General features: G+C 64.3%; 20 protein-coding genes and 2 pseudogenes. 10 read left to right on the forward strand and 12 right to left on the reverse strand.

Annotated features, from left to right (window positions below; translation table 11 throughout):
* The 7 genes and pseudogenes from NKJ34_RS15230 to NKJ34_RS15260 all read right to left on the reverse strand — a co-directional run.
* Positions 1-460 (reverse strand): annotated as a pseudogene (locus NKJ34_RS15230) (DUF6517 family protein); the annotation flags it as partial.
* A gap of 263 nt (positions 461-723) precedes the next feature.
* Complete coding sequence (locus tag NKJ34_RS15235; protein ID WP_321169468.1) at positions 724-1,602, reverse strand: DMT family transporter; 879 nt, start codon at positions 1,600-1,602, stop codon at positions 724-726.
* 40 nt (positions 1,603-1,642) lie between these two features.
* On the reverse strand, positions 1,643-2,356 hold the full coding sequence (locus NKJ34_RS15240; protein ID WP_253739157.1) for an ABC transporter ATP-binding protein: 714 nt from the start codon (positions 2,354-2,356) through the stop codon (positions 1,643-1,645).
* The gene (locus tag NKJ34_RS15245) at positions 2,353-3,216 is read right to left on the reverse strand and encodes an ABC transporter ATP-binding protein (RefSeq protein WP_253739158.1); all 864 of its coding nucleotides are present in this window, start codon (positions 3,214-3,216) and stop codon (positions 2,353-2,355) included. Before NKJ34_RS15245 ends, NKJ34_RS15240 begins: the two co-directional genes overlap by 4 nt.
* On the reverse strand, positions 3,209-4,387 hold the full coding sequence (locus NKJ34_RS15250; protein ID WP_253739159.1) for a branched-chain amino acid ABC transporter permease: 1,179 nt from the start codon (positions 4,385-4,387) through the stop codon (positions 3,209-3,211). Before NKJ34_RS15250 ends, NKJ34_RS15245 begins: the two co-directional genes overlap by 8 nt.
* Positions 4,387-5,298 (reverse strand): branched-chain amino acid ABC transporter permease, encoded by a 912-nt coding sequence (locus NKJ34_RS15255; protein WP_253739160.1) that lies wholly within the window; start codon positions 5,296-5,298, stop codon positions 4,387-4,389. Before NKJ34_RS15255 ends, NKJ34_RS15250 begins: the two co-directional genes overlap by 1 nt.
* Positions 5,299-5,305: 7 nt before the next feature.
* Complete coding sequence (locus NKJ34_RS15260) at positions 5,306-6,598, reverse strand: ABC transporter substrate-binding protein (protein ID WP_253739161.1); 1,293 nt, start codon at positions 6,596-6,598, stop codon at positions 5,306-5,308.
* A 144-nt stretch (positions 6,599-6,742) separates the two neighbouring features.
* Between NKJ34_RS15260 and NKJ34_RS15265 the strand changes: the two genes are divergently transcribed.
* Positions 6,743-7,582: a proline dehydrogenase family protein gene (locus NKJ34_RS15265; protein ID WP_253739162.1), complete on the forward strand. Its 840-nt coding sequence runs from the start codon at positions 6,743-6,745 to the stop codon at positions 7,580-7,582.
* 28 nt (positions 7,583-7,610) lie between these two features.
* Here NKJ34_RS15265 and NKJ34_RS15270 read toward each other — a convergent pair whose 3' ends face one another.
* Positions 7,611-8,342 (reverse strand): helix-turn-helix domain-containing protein, encoded by a 732-nt coding sequence (locus NKJ34_RS15270; protein WP_253739163.1) that lies wholly within the window; start codon positions 8,340-8,342, stop codon positions 7,611-7,613.
* Between the two features lie 151 nt (positions 8,343-8,493).
* On the opposite strand from NKJ34_RS15270, the gene NKJ34_RS15275 reads away from it, so the two are divergent.
* Positions 8,494-9,258: a DICT sensory domain-containing protein gene (locus NKJ34_RS15275; RefSeq protein WP_253739164.1), complete on the forward strand. Its 765-nt coding sequence runs from the start codon at positions 8,494-8,496 to the stop codon at positions 9,256-9,258.
* A gap of 10 nt (positions 9,259-9,268) precedes the next feature.
* Here the strand turns inward: NKJ34_RS15275 and NKJ34_RS15280 are convergent, their stop codons facing one another.
* Positions 9,269-10,069, reverse strand: coding sequence for an RIO1 family regulatory kinase/ATPase domain-containing protein (locus NKJ34_RS15280; protein WP_253739165.1), 801 nt, complete (start codon positions 10,067-10,069; stop codon positions 9,269-9,271).
* A gap of 155 nt (positions 10,070-10,224) precedes the next feature.
* On the opposite strand from NKJ34_RS15280, the gene NKJ34_RS15285 reads away from it, so the two are divergent.
* Positions 10,225-12,450, forward strand: a complete 2,226-nt coding sequence (locus NKJ34_RS15285; protein WP_253739166.1) for a histidine kinase N-terminal 7TM domain-containing protein — start codon at positions 10,225-10,227, stop codon at positions 12,448-12,450.
* Between the two features lie 43 nt (positions 12,451-12,493).
* Here NKJ34_RS15285 and eif1A read toward each other — a convergent pair whose 3' ends face one another.
* Positions 12,494-12,778 carry a translation initiation factor eIF-1A gene (gene eif1A / locus NKJ34_RS15290; RefSeq protein WP_321169467.1) on the reverse strand — a complete coding sequence of 95 codons (285 nt, stop codon included), beginning with the start codon at positions 12,776-12,778 and terminating at the stop codon, positions 12,494-12,496.
* 120 nt (positions 12,779-12,898) lie between these two features.
* Between eif1A and NKJ34_RS15295 the strand changes: the two genes are divergently transcribed.
* The 5 genes from NKJ34_RS15295 (at position 12,899) to NKJ34_RS15315 (ending at position 16,367) form a co-directional block, all read left to right on the forward strand.
* On the forward strand, positions 12,899-13,384 hold the full coding sequence (locus tag NKJ34_RS15295) for a metal-dependent hydrolase (RefSeq protein ID WP_253739167.1): 486 nt from the start codon (positions 12,899-12,901) through the stop codon (positions 13,382-13,384).
* A 147-nt stretch (positions 13,385-13,531) separates the two neighbouring features.
* The gene (locus tag NKJ34_RS15300) at positions 13,532-14,362 is read left to right on the forward strand and encodes a CPBP family intramembrane glutamic endopeptidase (RefSeq protein ID WP_253739168.1); all 831 of its coding nucleotides are present in this window, start codon (positions 13,532-13,534) and stop codon (positions 14,360-14,362) included.
* Between the two features lie 60 nt (positions 14,363-14,422).
* A complete protein-coding gene (locus NKJ34_RS15305; protein WP_253739169.1) occupies positions 14,423-15,055 on the forward strand; it encodes a uracil-DNA glycosylase in 633 nt (210 codons plus the stop codon).
* 41 nt (positions 15,056-15,096) lie between these two features.
* Positions 15,097-15,858, forward strand: coding sequence for a glycosyltransferase family protein (locus NKJ34_RS15310; RefSeq protein WP_253739170.1), 762 nt, complete (start codon positions 15,097-15,099; stop codon positions 15,856-15,858).
* Positions 15,859-15,956: 98 nt separating this feature from the next.
* On the forward strand, positions 15,957-16,367 hold the full coding sequence (locus tag NKJ34_RS15315) for a hypothetical protein (RefSeq protein WP_253739171.1): 411 nt from the start codon (positions 15,957-15,959) through the stop codon (positions 16,365-16,367).
* On the opposite strand, the gene NKJ34_RS15320 is transcribed toward NKJ34_RS15315, so the two are convergent.
* A complete protein-coding gene (locus tag NKJ34_RS15320; protein ID WP_253739172.1) occupies positions 16,364-17,302 on the reverse strand; it encodes a hypothetical protein in 939 nt (312 codons plus the stop codon). The two genes, NKJ34_RS15315 and NKJ34_RS15320, sit on opposite strands and share 4 nt — an antisense overlap.
* Before the next feature lie 191 nt (positions 17,303-17,493).
* Between NKJ34_RS15320 and NKJ34_RS15325 the strand changes: the two genes are divergently transcribed.
* Positions 17,494-18,384 (forward strand): NAD(P)H-binding protein, encoded by an 891-nt coding sequence (locus NKJ34_RS15325; protein ID WP_253739173.1) that lies wholly within the window; start codon positions 17,494-17,496, stop codon positions 18,382-18,384.
* On the opposite strand, the gene NKJ34_RS15330 is transcribed toward NKJ34_RS15325, so the two are convergent.
* Positions 18,381-18,788: a hypothetical protein gene (locus tag NKJ34_RS15330; protein ID WP_253739174.1), complete on the reverse strand. Its 408-nt coding sequence runs from the start codon at positions 18,786-18,788 to the stop codon at positions 18,381-18,383. The genes NKJ34_RS15325 and NKJ34_RS15330 overlap by 4 nt on opposite strands.
* Positions 18,789-19,341: 553 nt before the next feature.
* Between NKJ34_RS15330 and NKJ34_RS15335 the strand changes: the two are divergent.
* Positions 19,342-19,412, forward strand: a pseudogene (locus NKJ34_RS15335) (IS6 family transposase); the annotation flags it as partial.

Raw genomic sequence — 19,412 nt, forward strand, 5'->3', positions numbered from 1 at the left:
TCGACGCTCCGAGACAAACGTCTTGATTGGGAACATCGTTTGTCGGGTGACACGAACGTGTCACCCTTGCCCGCTGTGACTGCCAGCTACTGCTGAGAACTGACCAACAATCTTCTACCCAAGAGCGAAAGTCATATTCGTCTGAAACCTGAGAAGGACTGAATGAATCAACAGCCGCCCTCTTGTGGCCGGAGTATGTGGTCCCCCAGTTTTCTACTAGTATTTCTGTGTCTATGTGTTCGGATTCAGGTGTGTCATAGTCTTCGGGTTCTTCTTCTTCCTCCTGTGTTTCTTGTCCAGAGTCTTGTTCCTGTGTTCCCTCTTCAGGTTCTGGCTCTGGATCAGATTCGGTGTCGTCTCCCCCTAGACAGCCTGCTACAGTTGTCAGACCTGTTGCTCCAAGTGATTGGAGAAGGCGTCTGCGCTGAAAATCAGGACTATCTTCCGGCTCAGTCGGCATGTTCATTCTTTCCAAATGCCATATACAAGTAGGTTGTGAGATTGTTTCCCACCTGTGATCGGAGTCTGGTCATTCTGATGGATGTATCCTCTATATTTTGTATGCCAACTAGTATCAATATCACCATTCTGTTGTTACACCAGCGTCGACAAGGACCACAAAAACAAAAGCCCGCGCAGCTACCCGCCGAAATACAGCTTTGAGACCTCTGGGTTGTCGACCAGCCCGCTGGCCTCGTTGATATAGCGAGTACCACCGATTGATCATTCGCTGCGAGCCGTACGCACGAGATAGATTCCTCCCGCCAGTATCACACCGCCAGCGACGAATCCCGGACCCACCGACTCACCGAGCAGCAGTGCCCCGAGCCCAGCGCCGACGACTGGCTGGGCAAAGAAGTAGACTGCAACCGTCCCGGCGTCGAGCGTTTCGAGGCCCTTGTACCAGCAGTACCACGCGACCGCCGTGCTCAACACGCCGAGATAGCTGACGGCGGCCACCACCGGGAGCGTGAACGGGATCGTCGACAGCGCGACATCGGCGACTGCTAACTCGACTGGAACGAGGAGCCCGATCAGTGGCACGGCCAGCATCGTCGAATAGGTCGCCGTTTCCAGCGCCGAGTATCGCCGAATCAGTGGTTTTCCCCAGACGGTGTAGACGGCCCAACCGACGCTCGCAAGCACGAGCAAGAGGACGCCGAAGAGACTCCCGAGGCCGACCGATGCCAAGTCGTACTGCCCGGCAAGCACGAGTCCGGTCCCACAGACTGCAAGGCCCATGCCGAAGACGTTCCGCCGCGTGAGGGTCTCGTCGAGAACGACGACCCCAAACACAAGGGTGAAAATCGGTGTCAGGACGGTGATCAGCGCCCCCTCGCTCGCGGTGGTCAGATCCGTCCCGACGAACTGCGTCACCATCGTGACGGCGACCCAGACACCGAGAAATCCGAACCCGGTCCAGTCCTGACGCGAGAACGCTCGTGTCGGGTAGACGAACCGAACCACGCCGAGCAGCGTTGCTGCACCGAGGGCGACGCGGAGAAACGCAAGCGTGACCGGTGGGATCGCGTCGAACCCCCACTTGCTGACGATATACATCCCGCCCCAGAGCACCGCAGCCAGAAGCGGGGCCAGTGCAATCGGTGACTGTCCTCATTAATCGGACGCGTGGAGTCGACGTTCAGCCACCGAGATACAGCTTCGAGACCTCGGGGTTGTCGAGCAGTCCGCTGGCCTCGTCCGTGTAGGCGACCGTCCCCTGATCCAGGACGTACCCCCGATCCGAGATGTTCAGCCCTTTTGTAGCATTTTGCTCGACCATCAGAATCGAGGTGTCCATCTCGTTGACCGCCTGCACGTCGGCGAACACCTCGTCGGCGGTGTTCGGTGCGAGTCCGGCCGACGGCTCGTCGATCAACAGCACGTCGGGCTCCATCACGAGCGCCCGAGCAAAGGCCAACACCTGTCGCTGGCCACCTGAGAGCGTCCGGGCGTTGGCCGACCGCTTCTCGTTGAGCAGCGGAAACCGCTCGTAGAGTTCGGCGATCACCTCGTCGAGGCGGTCGTCCTCGCGGGCGACCCCACCCATCCGAAGGTTCTCGTCGATGCTCAGCGTGCCGAAGACGTTGTCGGTCTGGGGGACGAAGCCGATCCCCTCGCGGACGATCTCCTCGGGGGCCATCCCGCCGATGTAGTCGCCGTGGTACTGGACGGTCCCCTCCCACGGCGTCAGCATCCCGAAGGCCGTTTTGAGGACGGTCGACTTCCCCGCGCCGTTCGGGCCGACCAGACAGACGATCTCGCCCCGATCGAGGTGGAGCGTGAGGTCGTCCAGGACCTGTGCATCGCCGTAGCCGCTGTCGACACCCTCCAGCGCGAGGACGGGCTCGCTCATGTGCCACCTCCGAGATAGGCCTCGATAACACGCTCGTCGGTCTGGATCTCGTCGGGCTCGCCCTCCATCAGGACGCTGCCCTGATTGAGGACGACCACCGGATCGGCGAGGCTCATCACGAACTCCATGTCGTGTTCGATCAGCAGGAACGTCGTCCCCTGCTCGTTGAGTCGACGGATCTGGTCGGCCAGCGTGTTTCTGAGCGTCGGATTGACACCGGCGACCGGCTCGTCGAGCAGCAGGATTTCGGGCTCGGCGAGCATCGCCCGCGCCAACTCGACCAGTTTCATCTGCCCGCCGGAGATGTCGGTCGCAGGCTGGGTGGCGAGATGGTCGATCTCGAACTCTTCGAGGATCCGCTGGGCGTCGGCCAGGTTCGCCGATTCGGCTTCGTTGACCGCATCCGGATCCGTAAACAGTGTCAGGAACGACTCGCCGGGCTGGTTTCGTGGCCCGATGAGCATCGCCTCGCGGACGGTCATCCCCTCTAACTTTCGGGGGGTCTGGAACGTCCGAATCAGTCCCTCGTCGGCCACCTGGTAGGGCTCCATGTTCGTCACGTCGGTTCCGTTGACGGTGACGCTGCCGCCGTCGGCCTCGTAGAACCCCGAGATGAGGTTGAAGATCGTCGACTTCCCGGCCCCGTTGGGGCCGATCAGCCCGGTAATCGTCCCCCGCTCGACCTCGAAGGTCGCGTGGTCGGTGGCGACCAGTCCGCCGAAGGATTTCTGCAGATCCTCGACTTCGAGGACGATGTCCTTTTCGGCGGACTGATCAGTGGTCGACGCGTCGGCCGTCGACTGTTCGGCAGCGGGCGTTTCGGTCGACGAGTCGTCGGCTAGAGATTCAGTATCACTCATTGGCATCACCGCCAGGCCGCTGATTCGTATGGCGCTCCGGTTCCGTCTCCGACCCCGCGATGGCATCCGGCCAGATGAGCTCTCGCTGCGGTGGCAACAGCCCCTGTGGACGGAATTTCATGATCAGGACGATCAGCACGCCGATCAGCAGGAGCCTGAGCGGGGCCGTATCGAACGGAATCCACGCGAACTCGTTGAGGAAGCGCGTCCCCTCCCGAATGGTCACGACGACCACCCCACCGAACAGCGCCCCGCGGTTCGAGCCGCTGCCGCCGAGGATGACTGCCACCCAGACGTAGAACGTCGTGATCGGGTTGAGATCACCCGGGCTCACGAAGAGGTTAAGGTGGGCGTAGAAGACGCCGGCCAGCGCCATGATGACGCTGCCGAGGACGAACGACTGCATCTTGAACGAGTAGGTGTTCTTCCCGAGTGCCCGGGCGAGGTCCTCGTCCGAGCGGATCGTCCGGAGCACCCGGCCCCACGGAGAGCGGTGAGCTCGGCGCAAGACGAGGTAGCTGGCGGCCACGAAGGCCACCACGAGCGAGATGTTGAGCACCATCTGGTAGAACGGGGTGCCAAGTTCGATCGGTGAGCCCGGAATAATGACGATTTCGAGTCCCGGCATCGCCTCGGGGAACGTCGACAGCACCGGCCAGTTGTCGAAGAACCGCGGGATGCCACGCACCCCACCGCTGCCGTTGGTCCACTGTCGCTCGTTGAGCACCAGCAGTCGGACGACTTCGGCCAGCCCCAGCGAGGCGATCGCGAGGTAGTCCGCCCGGAGTCGGAGCGTCGGTACGCCGATCAGCACTGCCATCACGGCAGCCACCGACAGCGCGACGACGAGCCCGAAGATCGGATCGAAGCCGCCGAGCAGCGGCGACGAATCCGACGTCATCAGCGCCGCGCCGTAGGCACCGATGCCGAAGAAGGCGGCGACGCTGAAGTTGATCAGGCCGGAAAAGCCCCACTGGGAGTTGAGTCCCAGCGACATGAGGGCGTACATCCCGGCCAGCCCGACGAGGAACAGGAAGTACGTCGGGTTGAGGCCACCAGTGACGAGCCCAAAGAGCAGCACCGCCGCGAACAGGACGATACTTCCGGTGACGCCCTGTTCGGCCCGTGTGAGGTCGCTCCAGTAGTCGACCGCATCGTTGCGGAGCGACATTATGTTGCCTCCCCGGCGATCCCGTTTGGACGCACGAGCAGGACGACCACCATGATTACGAATGCGATCGCGTTTGCGTACTCGATACCGATCGGGATACCGACCATTTTGAGCACTGGTGTGAGTTGGCTAATCATGCCGATCAGGAAGCCGCCGAGCATCGCGCCGTAGACCGAGCCGATGCCGCCGAGGATGACTGCCGCGAAGATGAGGAGGAGGAGATTGAACCCCATTCGTGGCGCGAGCTGATTGAACAGCCCAAGGAAGACACCCCCAGCGCCAGCGAGTCCAGCCCCGATGATCCAGGTCCAGAGCGTGACCCGTTTGGTTCGGATCCCGCTGATGCGGGCGAGATCCGGGTTATCGGCCATCGCACGCATCTTTCGGCCGAGGTCCGTGTACTGCAACAACACGTGCAGTCCACCGACGAGGACGGCCGCCGAGATCACGATAGCGACATCGTGGAGCGTCACCCGAACTCCGTACGGGACCAGCCACTCGATGGGCCGGAGCGCCCCGATATCGAACCGCGTGAAGTCGGCTCCGAAACGGATCTGGATGATCCCGCGATAGATGAACGCGATCCCGATCGACGTGATCAGGAGGCCGATCGACCCGATATCGAGGGACTCGTAGATGATCTTTTCAGTAACGATTGCGACGACTGCCGCGGCTGCGGCTCCGACGAGCAACGCGACAAAAAAGCCGTACGGGAGTCCCAGCACCGAGCCACCGAGTCCGCCGACCGCACCGAACGTCACCAGTGCCGAGTACGCTCCGACCGTCATCGTGTCGCCGTGTGCGAAGTTCGCGAAGTTCGCGATGCTGTAGATCAGCGACAGCCCGATACTCCCGAGGACGAGGATACTGCTGAATATCAGCCCGTTGGCGACGAGTTCGAGAACGGACATTCGTCGACTAGCCCTCGATGAAGCCAGCGTCGACGTATTCGTGGTCTTCGACGGTCACGATCTGGAGGAAGCCAACCGGGTCACCGTTCTCGTCGAAGTCGATCGGGCCACTGACGCCTTGGTAGTCGACGTCCGAGGCGCTGCCTCCCTCCGCGAGGATCGCGTGGGCGTCCTCGAACGTTGAGACCTGCTCGCCCTCGGGCCGTGAGACCTCTCGAACCGTCTCCTGGAGCGCCGCGCCGGTGAACTCGTCGGCCGCCTGGATCGCCAGTGCGGCGTTGATCACACAGTCGTAGGCGTAGGCCGACCACGAGGTCGGCTCCTCGCCGTACTCCTCCTCGAAGGCACTCGCAAACGCCTGGTAGTTGTCCTGCTCGATCGGTGCGGAGGGAAGCGTGATCTTCATGCCCTCCATGCTTCCCTCCGGCGTTCCCTCGAGCACATCGCTGCCCTGGGCGGAGTCGGCACCGTAGAACTGGGCCTCGTACCCACTGGAGTAGGCCTCGTTGACCATCGTGGTGAACTCCGCCTGGTAGGTGATGAACAGCCACGCATCCGCCCCGGAGTTGTTCATCTCCGACATCACGCTCGAATAGGAGGACTGTTCCTGATCGTGAGCGCTGTTGTAGGCAATCTCGCCGTCCCACGCCTCGACGAAGGCGTCGGTCAGACTCTGGCCGAAATCGTTGTTGACGTAGGTCAGCGCGACGCTGTCGTAGCCGTCGTCGGCGATCATGTTCGCCAGCGCAAGCGACTGGGCCCGTCCGGTTGGTGACATCCGGAGCAGTCCGGGGAAGTTCGTCAGACCGAGGCCGGTCGAGTTCTGACTCAGCTGGACGACATCGGTCTCTTGAACCACGCTCTCGTAGATCGCAACCGAGACACCGGAGCCGACTGCGCCGATGAGGAACGGCACGGAGTCCTGATTGACGAGCTTCTGGGCCGCCGAGATGCCGCCCTGATTCTCGCTGCCCGAGTCCTCGACGATAATATCCAGTTCCCGGTCGTCGATTCCCAGTTCGTTCACGCGTGCGAGGGCGAGATCTTTCCCACGTTGGTTGCGCTCACCGAACGCCGACAGCGAGCCGGTCAGCGAGTCGACCATCCCGATGGAGTATCCCCCGCTTCCGCCGTCGCCGCCGTCGCTCCCGCCGCTGCCGTCTCCACCATCGCCGCCGTCTCCACCGCCGTTTTCGTCGTCGGACGTGCTGATACAGCCGGCAAACGCCGTGATGCCAGCGACACCGGAGGCTTTGATGAGGTTCCGCCGATTCAGGTTCCGTTTGATATCATCTGCCATGGTAGTTCTCTATAGATACGACCCGCATCAACGGTGACCCTCCCATGGTCGGTTGCGTGCCAGCGGTTCTTTATTCCGAACAGAAAGTGTTAGAATAGTATGGTAGGGTCGGTATTGAGGCCCAATACATCCGATAGAGAATGTATGATTCCACCGATTGCCAATAACTTCGTTGCCGGGGAGGATCCAGCAACGGCCATCGACCACGTCCGGGCGTGTAACCGTGACGGCGTCGGCGGCATTCTCAATCTGCTCGGCGAACACTACAGCGAACGACCGCCAGCGGACGCCGATACGCAGGCCTACATCGATCTCATCGCCGACCTCGCGGCGGCCGATGTCTCGGGCTGTGTCTCGGTCAAACCCTCGCAGATCGGTCTCGATGTCGGTGTCGACGTCTTCGAGGAGAACCTCGCGTCGATCGTCGAGGCCGGCCAGCAACACGGACGGTTCGTCTGGATCGACATGGAGGACCACACGACGACCGACGTGACACTCGACGCCTTCGAGAACCACGCCCGCGGGACCGACGGCGACGTCGGCCTCTGTGTGCAGGCGAACCTCAAGCGAACGCGCGAGGACGTCGAACGACTCGCCGACCTTCCGGGCAAAGTCCGATTCGTCAAGGGGGCCTACGACGAGCCCGCCGACATCGCTCACAAGGACAAGGCGGCGGTCGACGCTGCCTACAGGGAGCTACTCGAGTTCGCGTTCCGCGAGTTCGACGGTGGGATCGGAGTAGGCAGCCACGATCCCGCCATGATCGACTATGCGGCCGACCTCCATGCGGAGTACGGCACCGACTACGAGGTCCAGATGCTGATGGGTGTCCGGGAGGACGCCCAGCGTGACCTTGCAGCCGACGGCGTGCCGACCTACCAGTACATCCCGTACGGTGGCAAGTGGATGTCGTACTTCTACCGTCGACTCCGCGAGCGGAAGGAAAACGCCTTTTTCGCACTTCGGGCGATCGTCGGCCAGTAGTGGTGGACTCGCCGGCCGGTCACGCCGACTACGACTCGGTTTGCGGATTCAGCAGTTTCGCCTCGGCCTTCCGGAGGTGTTCCAACAGCGTGGTTTTCGACACGTCGGCGAGCTCCGCCAGCTCGCGGGTCGAGGTGCCGCGGGGCCATTCGTAATACCCTTCCTCGCGTGCGAGGTCGAACACGTCCCGTTGGGCCGGAGTGAGCAGATCGAGTCGACGCTGTCGTTCGGGTTGCCGCACGTCTCCGGCGGCCATGATCCGCTTGACTTCGATATCGGCGCCGGCATCCTCACGGACGCCATCGAGCGAGGGCTCGATACTGGGCCGTTCGCCGGCGAAACACACCTCCCACACTTCGCGCCCGTCTTCGATACGGACGGGAGCGCTGTGGACGAACCCGTGTTCTAGGAGGACTGGACAGACCATATCACCGGGTTTGTACTCGAGGAAGAACTCGCGGACGACGTTGCCCGGTGCGGCGTGGCCCGTGCCGAACCGTTCTTGGAGTTCCAACAGGTCGCCACTGTGCGGTGAGGCGTCGATCTCCTCGAGCAACGTCTCGACCTCGTCGACGGTGTCGCCAAACGCGGTGAACAACCCGTTGACCGATGCCGACTGCATGTCCATCGTCGGCGTGTTGTAGATCGCATGTGCTAACACGCCGCCGCTTGCTTCCCGCGTTGCATCGATTGCCCAACAGTTGGGGTGCCAGAGATCGAGTGTGAGTCGTGTTCCTGCCCGGGGATCTGTCTGACTCATCAGCGTGCCATTCGGTGCCAACGTTCATAATTTTACCTGTTCTATTGTATTTATTTTTGACAATTGTGGCGGTGTGTACGCCGGGTACCGACGGATCGTCGCTAGCGCCGGATGGGCAAGGATTTTCTTTCCGCCAGACATAGCATGTCTGATGGCTGATTCGTTGCGGTCGTTCTTCGACGATATCGAGGCACCCGACCGGCACCTCGTCGTCCTCAACCGGGAGTCGCCGGATCCGGTCCGGAACATGCTCGACTCGCTGTTGACCGACCAGTCGGTGTCGATCAGCGACGTCGAGGCGCCCGATACCGACCGCGACGTCGTCGCACTGGTCGAAGACGGTCGGGAACTGGCCCGGTCGACGCTGGACGAACTGCTCGAATCGGTGCTGTTGATCAACTCCGATCTCTACAAGACCGGTGCGATAGACCTCGTCGACGTGGTTCTGCCCGACGTGCTCCGGGGGCTCGACGAGGTACCCTTCCGGCTTCGCGGCTACCCCGCCTCGAACAAGGAGAAGCTGCTGTTGATCGTGGTCTCGCGGGTGATCGAACGGATCGCCGCCGAAACCGGCGGCGGCACCCTTCGGTCGTCGTTCCAGCGGCTCTCGCGGCTCGACGACGAGCGCGGCACCTACGAGGTCTACGAGACGCTCAGCAACGGCGGCGTCGACGTCCACCTCTATGGGGTCGGCGACGCCGACCCGGGCGAGACCCTTCCGGTCACGGTCCACACCGGGACCACATACCCCTACCGGTGTTCGTGGTTCGTCGTCTTCCGGCCGCCGGCCGGGTCGTCGGGAGACCACGCCGCGCTGGTCGCCCTCGAGGACGAACCCAACGTCTGGGACGGCTTCTGGACGTTCCGGCCCGACCTCGTCGACCGGATCGAGCGCTACATCGCCGACCGCCTCTGAGGCGGCCCGCTTACCCGGTCGCCCGCTTTTCGATCTCGCTTCTGAGTGCGGCGGCGTCGAAATCGTGGTCGGGGCGGATCTGCACGAAGCTCAAAAAGTCCAGTGCGCCCATCAACTCGTCGACGGTGTATACCTCGAGGGCAGCCGTGACCGCCTCGCGGCCCCCGATCAGTGGTTCGAGGGCCGCCAGCCCGCAGGCGATGTCGTAGGCGCTGATCGCCGACCGGCGTCCGGTGCTGACGCTGGTCGCGTCGATAAAGAACAGCTCTCCGTCGCGGATCAGGACGTTTTCGGCCCGCAGATCGCCGTGGGCCATCCCCGCGTCGTGAAGCGTTCGCAGCGCGTCGAACAGGTCGACCGCCAGCTCAGTTTCGGTCTCGACGTCCAACTCGTCGAACGCCCGAAACTCCGGGATGTATTCGAGGACGACCACCCCGAGGCCGTCGACTTCGAAGGCCTCGATCGGTTCGGGGGCGTTGAGCCCCAGCGTCCGCATTCGCTCGGTCGCCTCCAGCTCGTGGCGGGCCATCTCGGCAGGGCTCTGGAACGACTCGAAAAACCCCTCGGTGCCGGTCGAAAACGCCCCGAGGTTGCGTCCGGTGGTAAACAGCGCGTGGACGACCGTGTTCTGTTTGCTGATCACCTTCACGAACAGGTCGTCGTCGACCACCATCGGGGTCGAGAGCCAGTTGTCGGCCTCCAGAAACCGGACCCGCACCGTCTCGCGGTCGTAGCGCTCGGCGATGGCACTGGCGACGGTCTCAAGCTGGGGCCAGTCGAGCCGGCCGCGGACCAGACGGCGAAAGCGCATTCACCGTACGCAGGATGGGCGGCAATATAAGTCACCGGTCGGGAGACTACCGCGTTAGCCGACTCGACAGTCGATCGCCACGATTCTCAGTGAAGATATTTGCGACCGATAGATTAATAGTCAGAAAATTAGATGGAACCGAAGGGACATTTCATATGTATTCGTCGCTCCCGGTGTTTCGGCTGGCGATCCTCTCGGGACTGTTGTCGCTGCTCGTGGGCGGTGTGGCCGCCCGGCGCGCCCGCTCGCAGTCGCGGCTCGTCGCGGGGTCGTTCGCCGGTGTCGTCCTCAGCGGCCTCGTGTGGGCCGGTGGCTACGCCGGCTATCTGCTGGCCGACCCCGCCGAGAGCTACGCCCTCCTCCGGTGGCTGTGGCTCGGGGCAGTACCCTACATCAGCTGCTGGTTCGTCTTCATCCTCGCCTACACGGGTCGGGACGACCTCCTCACCCGGCCGGTGCTCGCGGTGGTGGCGATCGAGCCGGTCGTCGTGCTCGCGGTCGCGCTGTCGACGCCGGCCCACGAGCTGTTCGTCGGCAGCGGGACGGTCGGGGCGATCGGGGAGTTTGCGGTGTTGCAGCCGGTTCCGGGTCCGGTGTTCGTGTTCCATCAGACCTACCTGTTCCTGTTGGCGAACGCGGCGCTACTGTTTCTGGTGTGGACGCTCGGCGACACGGACCCGGCCTACCACCCGCAGGTGTTGGCGCTGCTGATCGCGGGGTCGGTGCCGCTGTTCGAGCCGATCCAACAGCTGTTCGATCCCTCGACGGCGGCGATCCACGGGACGCCGCTGTTGCTCAGCGTCGCGTTCACGGCGATCCTCGTCGGGGTCGTCCAGTATCGACTGTTCGACATCCTGCCGGCGGCGCGCAACCGGGTGCTCTCGACGATGGAAGACGGTGTGGTGTTGGTCGACGAGGAGGGGCGGATCCGGATCGCTAACACGGCAGCCAGACGACAGCTGTCGCTGCCGGAGCCGGTGATCGGTCAGGACGCGGCGACGGTGTTGCCCTGTGGCGAGGATCTGCTGCGGTTCAGTGAGGGCGAGCTGCCAGACGCGACGATGCCGACGGCCAGCCCCGATTCGGGCTCCCCCCGGACCGACGGCGGTGACGGCCAGCTTCGGCCCCACCCATCTGGCGTCGAGCTGATCCTCGACGACGGCGGCGAGGAGACCCACTTCATCGTCAGCACCGAGCCGGTACCGGTCGACACGGCCTTCGACGGCCAGCTGCTGGTGTTCCGGGATATCACCGAGCAACGCGAACAGGAACTGGAGTTTCAGGCCGTGATCGAACACACCACCGACGTGGTGACGATCGTCGACCCCGAAGGGCGGATCAGCTACGTGAGCCCGTCGGTCGAATCGGAGCTCTCCTACACACAGCTCCAACTCGTCGGCCGTGAGATCACCGACCTGCTGTATCCGGACGACGCCGGATCGCTGACCGACGATATCGAGTCGGTCTCCGGCACCGACGAGACGATCCACTCCCAGTACCGGATCAAGGCCGGCGACGACAGTTGGCGGATGATCGAGACGACCGTCCGGGGAAGCCGGTCGTCGCCGACGACCGACGGCGTCATCATCACCGCCCGGGACGTTACCGAGCGGCTCCGGAACCAGCAGCGTCGACAGGTGATGAACCGGGTGCTGCGACACGACCTCAGAAACGACATGAACGTCGTGGTGGGCCACGCCGAGATCCTCGTCGAGGCGCTGGACTCCGAGCGGGTCCGTCACGCCGAGACGATCCGCCAGAAGGCGAGCAGTCTGGTCGACCTCGGCGAGAAGGTCCGGAAGATCGACCAGCGGCTCCACGGCCGCGACCGCGAGCTACAGGAGGTCGACCTCTCGCGGATCGTCGAAGACGAGGTCCGGTCGGTCCACCAGTCGTACCCCGAGACGTCGATCCGGACCCGGATCGAGGGCGTCTCGATCTGGGGGGATACGCTGGTCCGGGCGGCCGTCGAGAACCTCATCGAGAACGCCATCGAACACAACGATCACGAGTCCCCGGAGATCGACGTCGTGGTGACCGAGACCGACGACCGGGTCGAACTCGTCGTCTCGGACAACGGGCCGGGGATCCCGGAGGCCGAACGGCGGGTGATCACCGCCGGCATCGAGACGCCGCTGGAACACATCAGCGGGCTGGGACTGTGGCTGGTCAAATGGATCGTCGAGGGGATGGACGGCGACTTCGAGATCGAGGACAACGAGCCGCGGGGGTCGGTCGTGACGCTGTCGTTCCCGACGGTTGCGGCCGCCGGCGACCGGTCGGCCGAACCCATCGCCGGCGGCTCCGAGGACCGGCCGGTTGAGGCCGATCAGGAGCGGACGCCGATCGGCACGACGACCCGCTCGGGGTCGACCCACTAGGTAGTGCCGCCGCTCGACGCGCTGGAATCAGTGGAGAAACGGATCAGTCGATGTGGCCTTCGTCGCGGAGCTGTTGGGCGTCCTGGCTGTCGTAGCGCCACTCGACGTCGGCTTTCTCGTCCTGCCAGTCCCACGGTTCGATGAGGACGATGTCGTCCTCGTTGATCCACGTGCGGAACCGCATCCGACCGGGGATCCGTCCCATGCGTTCTTTGCCGTCGTTACACCGGAGTCGAACCCGGCCGCCGCCGAGCATATCGGTGACGACCGCGAACATTTCATCGTCGTTGGGCATGCGGAGGTTCTTCCGCCCTGAGTTTTCTGACACAAACTGACTACGCACCGGAAACAGTTAAGTAGTAGCATCATGCGTGCGGCTCGCACGCAGCCGGTTGGGGACCCACACCGAGCCGAACCGTTTTTGCCGGCAGGGCTGATGGACGCGAGCATGTACCGAAAGGGCCACCTCGGCGTCTCGCTTTTGGTGTTCGCGCCGGTCGGCTACGCGCTGGTCGACGCTGGCCACCCGGCGGTTGCGGCCGTCGCCGGTCTCGTCATGGTCCAGTTTGCGACACTGCCCGACGTCGACCACCGGCTGCCGATGGTCGAACACCGCGGGGCGACCCACTCGCTGGCGTTCGCCGCGCTGGTCGGCGCGGCGGGCGCGGCCGTCGGCGTGGCTGCCGACGCGGTGGTCAGCGTCGACCTCCCGCTGCCGGCGGTCGGCTTCGCAGTCGGCGCGCTGACGATCCTCGCCCATCTGCTGGGCGACACCCTGACGCCGATGGGCGTGAACTACCTGTGGCCGCTGCCGGTGTCGCCGGTCTCGCTGTCGCTGACGCCGGCCGACAACCCAGTGGTCAACAGCGGACTGTTCGGCCTCGGACTGGCGGTGACCGCCGGCTGGGTCGCCTTCGTCGCCGGCCTCGTCTGATCGCCCCGACGATACGTCGGTTCGTTGAAACACGAGGTTTTTGCGCCTCCCAACCCTACGAAGAGTTACGCATGGATCCCTACACGACGCCGGTCGACGGCTTGGCGGTTCGGTCGTCGCCGGTCGGTCGACAACCGCCGACACAGCATGAGTGAGGTAACGACCACGCCACCGAGCGGCGGCGAATCGGCCCGCGAGAAGCTCCGGACCGCCGGCGTCGCCACCGGCCTCGGCTGGGGAGCGATCGCCATCACGTTTGTCATCCTGTTGCCGGTGATCTTCGTCGTCCGCGAGTTCGGCCTCCCGTTTCCCACGTCGACGCTGGCGCTGACGGCGCTCGAACTCGTCGTCGGCCAGGTGATGGTTATGGGCGGGCTGTCGGTGGCCTATCTCGTCTACACCGGTCGCGGGCTCGACTACGTCCCGATCCGCCGGCCCTCGCTGATCGAGACGCTGGCGATCGTCGCCGCCCCCTTCGCGGTGATCCTCGTGACCGGGATCGTCACCCAACTCAGCCTGCTGGCCGGCGTCGAACCCTCCCAGCACGCCCTCGGCAATCTGGGCGACGTCGACCCACGGTTCTACCTGTATATGATCCCGCTCGTGATCTTCATCGTCGGCCCCTTCGAGGAGTTGCTCTACCGCGGCGTGGTGCAGGCGCGGCTCCGGGAGTCGTTCGGCCCCGCCGCCGCGATCCTGCTGGCCAGCCTGATCTTCGCGGCGATCCACATCCCGGCCCACGGCTTCGGCGCGGCCGGTCTCGCGCCGACCGCGGCCTCGATGGCCGCGCTGGTCGGCGGCTCGATCGTCTTCGGCGGGCTCTACGAGTGGACCGGGAACCTCACCGTCGTGGCGCTGGTCCACGGGCTGTACAACTCGATCCTGCTGGCGCTGCTGTACGTCGTCACCGTCTACGGCCCCGAGATGGAGGAGTTGGCCGGGGCTGCCGAGCCCGCACTCGCCGTCGTCGGGCTGTAGTTCCCCCGTTGACCCCCACCTCGACCGTACTGTTTTACTGTCGCCGCCCCTGGAACGCGTGTGGACGCAAACCAGACCGAGTTCGAGAACCCCTTCGGAATGGACGAGCAGTGTACGAACTGCGACCTCTGTGAGCACCGTACGAACGTCGTCCACGGCTACGGCGACGTCGGCGGCGAGTTCCTCTTCCTCGCCGAGCGACCACACGAGGGGGCCGACCGAACCGGGGTCCCGTTTACCGGCGACGAACACGGCCGGCTGCTCCAGTCGATCCTCGGCGAGTTGGGGTTCGTCCGCTCCGAGCCCGACGCCGCCGAGCCCGACATCCAGAACGCCTTCTGTACCTACCTGACGCGGTGTCGACACCCCGACCGGGAGCCGACCGACCGCGAGGTCGACACCTGCGAACCCTACCTGAACGCCGAGATCCGGATGATCAACCCCCAGATCATCGTCCCGATCGGCCAGCGGGTGCTGGAATCGCTGGCGATGGAGTACACCACCCGGAAACCCGAGAGCTTCGATATCGACGCCGAACACGCCACGACGATTAGGGGCCGGGGGTTCGAACTCGTGCCGATGCTCGAACTCAACCGCCAGACCGACGCCGACAGCGAGGCCTTCGTCGACCACGTGAAAGAAAACGTCTTCTCGCGGGATTACCGACAGACGAAGGGTCGCCAGAGTCGGTAGCTATCAGCGCGTTCAAGACGCCGCCGCCCCGATAGTCGGCTATGACCGTGATCGCCGTCCTTGCGAAGCCGCCGCGTGCGGGACTGGTGCTGTCCGAACTGGCCGCAACGACCCCGCTGAGCGAGCACGACGTCGCCGCGTTCTACGAGGCGATGCTTCGGGATACCATGCTGGCCGTCGACCGCTCGGGTGGCGAGCTGCTGGTCAACTACCTCCCGGAAGACGAACTTCCAGACGCATACCACACCGACGTCGACCCGGTCGCCGAACTCCGGTCGATCGCGGCCGACACCCTCGACGACGTCTCGAACGTGCGGTTCGAGCCACAGGTCGGCTCGACCGTCTCGGCGCGAGCCGGCAACACGATCACCCACCTCCTGGAAACCGAGGAGGTCGCCTCCGCGGCAGTCGTCTTCGGCACCGCGCCGCTGTTGAGCCGGACGCTCGTCGACTCGGCGGCGATGAAGCTTCGAACCAATGCGGTCGTCGTCGGGCCGGCGACCGAGGGGCGGGCCTACTACGCCGGCTTCACCGAGCCGGTCGACTTCGAGGGGTGTCTCGGGGGCATCGAACTCCAGCGGTTGGCTAACCGCGCGGCCGACGCCGACCTCGACACCGAGTTCCTGCCGATGAGTCCGCGTGTCGACACCAAGGAGGATCTCCTGTCGCTGTTGCCGCTGCTGCGGGCCCGCTTTACCGCCGAGCGGATCGTTCCCGAACACACTGCCGCCTTCGTCTACGACCACGGACTGGACGTGATCGACGGCGACGACGGGCCGGAACTGGTCGTCGACGCCGAGTAGGCACGGCCTACTGCCAGCAGGCGGCGGGTCGACCCGGCAGACGGTGGGCCCTGTTTCCGACCGACTAACGAAGTCAGCCCGTCGAAAAGGAGCGGCCTATGGTAGCCTCCGACGAGGCCGTCGACGCCGCCAGCGGCTACGGGGTGGTGGTGACCCTCGCCGGTGGCATCCTGCTGGCGCTTTCCTACTACGGCGTGGGGGCGATCGCGGCCGGTCGACAACTGGGCGCGGTGTTCCCCGTCCCGGTGTACGTGCTGGCGATCGCGCTGCTGTTCGTCGTCGAACTGCTCAACAGCCGGCTGCTCGGGCTGTACGCCCTCGGTCGGGCGGTCGCCTTCGCGGTGAGTTACGGCACGCTGTTCGTCTTCGCGGTCGAGGGCGCGGCCGTACTGTGGGCCGATCCCGAGATCGCACTCGACGGCTACGTCGGCCTCACCGTACTGGCCGGCGCGCTCGTGACCGCGGCCCTGCTGTACGTGGGGTATCTGACCGTCGTCGACACGGCTTAGCCGTCGGCGCGGTCCTGCAGCCGGCGGGCGGCGGCGATACTCGAGTCGACGCCCGACCTGAACGCCTCGGAGACCGGCGTGAGCGTTTCGGCGGTCGCGCCTTCGAGCGTCGAGCGACACGCCTCGAAGGAGCGTTCGGCTTCCCGTGCTTTGGCGGTTGCACTGACCGGTCGGTCGTTCGCGAGCCTAGAGGTTGCCGCGTTGAACTGCTCGACGCCGGCCTTGAAATCCTCGTGGGCCGCCAGATACACCTCGAACGTCGACCGTTCGGATCTGAGCTGCCGGATCTTCCGGCGGTACAGCTCCCGACCGCCGATATCGGGCTGGAAGGTGTCGGTGAGGTGGGACCCCGCTTTCGAGAGTCGTCGGGTAAGGGAGCCCTGCTTGTCGCGCATGTCCCGATAGCGACTCTCCAACAGCGAGATAGTCGGGCTCGATTTGGCGGTGCTGCCGGCGTAGCGGTCGGCGGTGATGCCGATCAGCTGTCCCCGCCACTGGGCGTAGACGAGTTCGTTGAGGAGGTAGTACTCCCGGCGGAGCCGTTCGATCCCGCCAGTGTCGTCCTCGACCCGGCGTTCGGCATCGTCGAGGGCGTCGTCGGCCTCGGCGAGTTCGTCGAGCACTTCGAGGTGGTCGTACGCCTGATTCAGCGACGTGACATCGAGGATCGTCGGCTCGTCGGCCTCGGCGAAGCCGGCGTACGTCGACAGCGCCGCTTCGAGGCCCTGCCGCGCGGCTTCGACTTCGGGGGCGACCGCCGCCGGCACCTCGGTCGTGGTGTTGGTCGACCCGGCCGTCCCGTTCGACACCGTGCCGTTCGTGCCGGTCGTCGATTCGTTGCCCGAGTGGGTCTCGGGCTGGTCGCCGTCGTCGGTACACCCCGCCAGCGCGATAGCCCCGCCGATCACAACGAGTGCCCTTCGGCGAGTCGGCATACACCCAGCATTACAGCGGGCTAACTTAAGCGGTCGGATTGGCCGTATATATCGGAGCGCGGACGGGTTCGCGGACCCGGCGGCGACGGGTCGACCACGCCGACGGGGCGGCCGATCGACAGTCTATCACCGATCTGATTGGTCATCGGAGAGCCAAACGCTATTGACCCCGTCGGCCGTAGGTCGAAAGGATGCGAACGCTTGTTGTCGGAGCGACCGGGTTCGTCGGCCGTCGGCTGGTGGATCGACTCACCGAGGCGGGCCACGAGGTCGTCGCCTTCTCCCGAAGCGCCAGTCAGGAGTCGTTTCCCGACGGCGTCGAGCCGGTCGACGGCGATCTGGGCGACGACGACTCGCTCGCGGGTGTCTGCGAGGGGGTCGACGTCGCCTACTATCTGATCCACTCGCTGACGGCCGACGATTTCGCCGCCCGCGACCGGGAGTACGCCCGGCGCTTCCGGCGACAGGCCTCGGCGGCCGGCGTCGACCGCGTGATCTATCTCAGCGGGATCAGCGGAGACAGGGGTGATCTCTCGCCGCATCTCGACTCCCGCCGCGAGGTCGAGGCGCTGTTGGCCGACGCGGCTTACGACCTGACGGTGCTCCGGGCGGCGGTCATCATCGGGGCCGGCAGTGCCAGCTTCCAGATCCTCCACGACCTGACCGATCGGCTACCGATCATGCTGGTCCCCCAGTGGGTCCGGACCCCCTGTCAGCCGATCGGGATCCGGGATACGATCGCCTATCTCGTCGGCCTCCTCGACGTCGAGTCGACGCGGGACACCACCTACGACATCGGCGGGCCCTCGGTGTGGACCTACGAGTCGCTCCTCCAGTTGACTGCCGCGCGGAAGGGGAAATCGGTGCGGATCGTTCCGGTGCCGGTGATGACGCCGAAGCTCTCGTCGTACTGGCTGCGGCTGACGACCGAGGTGCAGTTCGAGATCGCCCAAGCGCTGGCCGAGGGGATGCGGAACCCCGTCACCGTAGACGAGACGATGGATCTCCAGTCGGTCGTCCCGATCGAGCAGACGCCGATCGAGACCGCCGTCAGCGAGGCGCTGGCCGAACTCGGTCGCTAGCCGCGTTCGTGGCGCTCCCTGATGGCCTCAATGTGTTCGCGGGCGTCGGGGTCGAGCCGGTAGGTGCCGTGGATGTCGGCCGGGGCTTCGCCGTGGACGACCCGCCCGAAGGGGTCGGCGATCCGGGGGTACAGCGACTCGACGCCGCGGGCGAGGGGGGTGGCGACCCCGCGGGCGTCCAGTGCACGTCGAACGGCCGTCTCGCCGGCGTGGACGGCGTCGCCCTCGATCAGGACGAAGACGAACGGTCGACCGCCGAACTGGGCCTCCAGGAACCGCTGGACGGGAGCCGATTCCCACGGGACGGCGATCAGGTCGTCCATCCCGTAGGTCAACACGTCGACTGCGGTCCGGAACGCCGCTTTTCGGCCGTCGTAGACGAGAACCGACAGTGGACTGCTCACGACCGACTGTCGGCCCCGAGAGGCCTGATTCTTTCGACACGCCGGTCCCGCGAGAACGATAGTTTCAACAGGACCGCGGCCGGACGTGGATCCGCAGGACGGAAGGTGGGATGGCAGAGTGGACTATTGCGCCTGCCTTGAAAGCAGGTGGCCTTCGACTTGCCAGTCAACCCCTGTAATCAGCCGATTTACGTCTTCTACTCGAAGTATAGTTTAGCCTCCGGTAAAAATCCACAGGTTAGATAGAGTGGTCCTTACTGTTCCTGAATTGAATCTCGAACACTGATTTTTGACCATTGTATTAGACCAAATCAGGACCCCGCATATGGTTGAACTAGAACCACGTATGATTAGATAGATACAATAATAGCTCTTGCTTAAGTGAGCGAAACAACAGTCAGATTAACGATATTGTTACTGGCTGGCGTGCAAGATGCACAGCGCGAGTCTTGCGAAGAGTATTATTCCAATAGGTGAGGAGGAAACAATTGAAGATGGGCACTGTCTAGTTAAGCCAGTTTGAGAAGTGAGCAGTTCGTGGTTTGAGTTGTTGATGCTATCCCCAGAACTGCTCAGTGAGTCGTTAGACACGGCAAATCTTGAATGTTGGGAGCGAGAGCGGAC

It is taken from the genome of Halohasta salina (assembly GCF_024178165.1).
GTDB classification, from domain to species: domain Archaea; phylum Halobacteriota; class Halobacteria; order Halobacteriales; family Haloferacaceae; genus Halohasta; species Halohasta salina.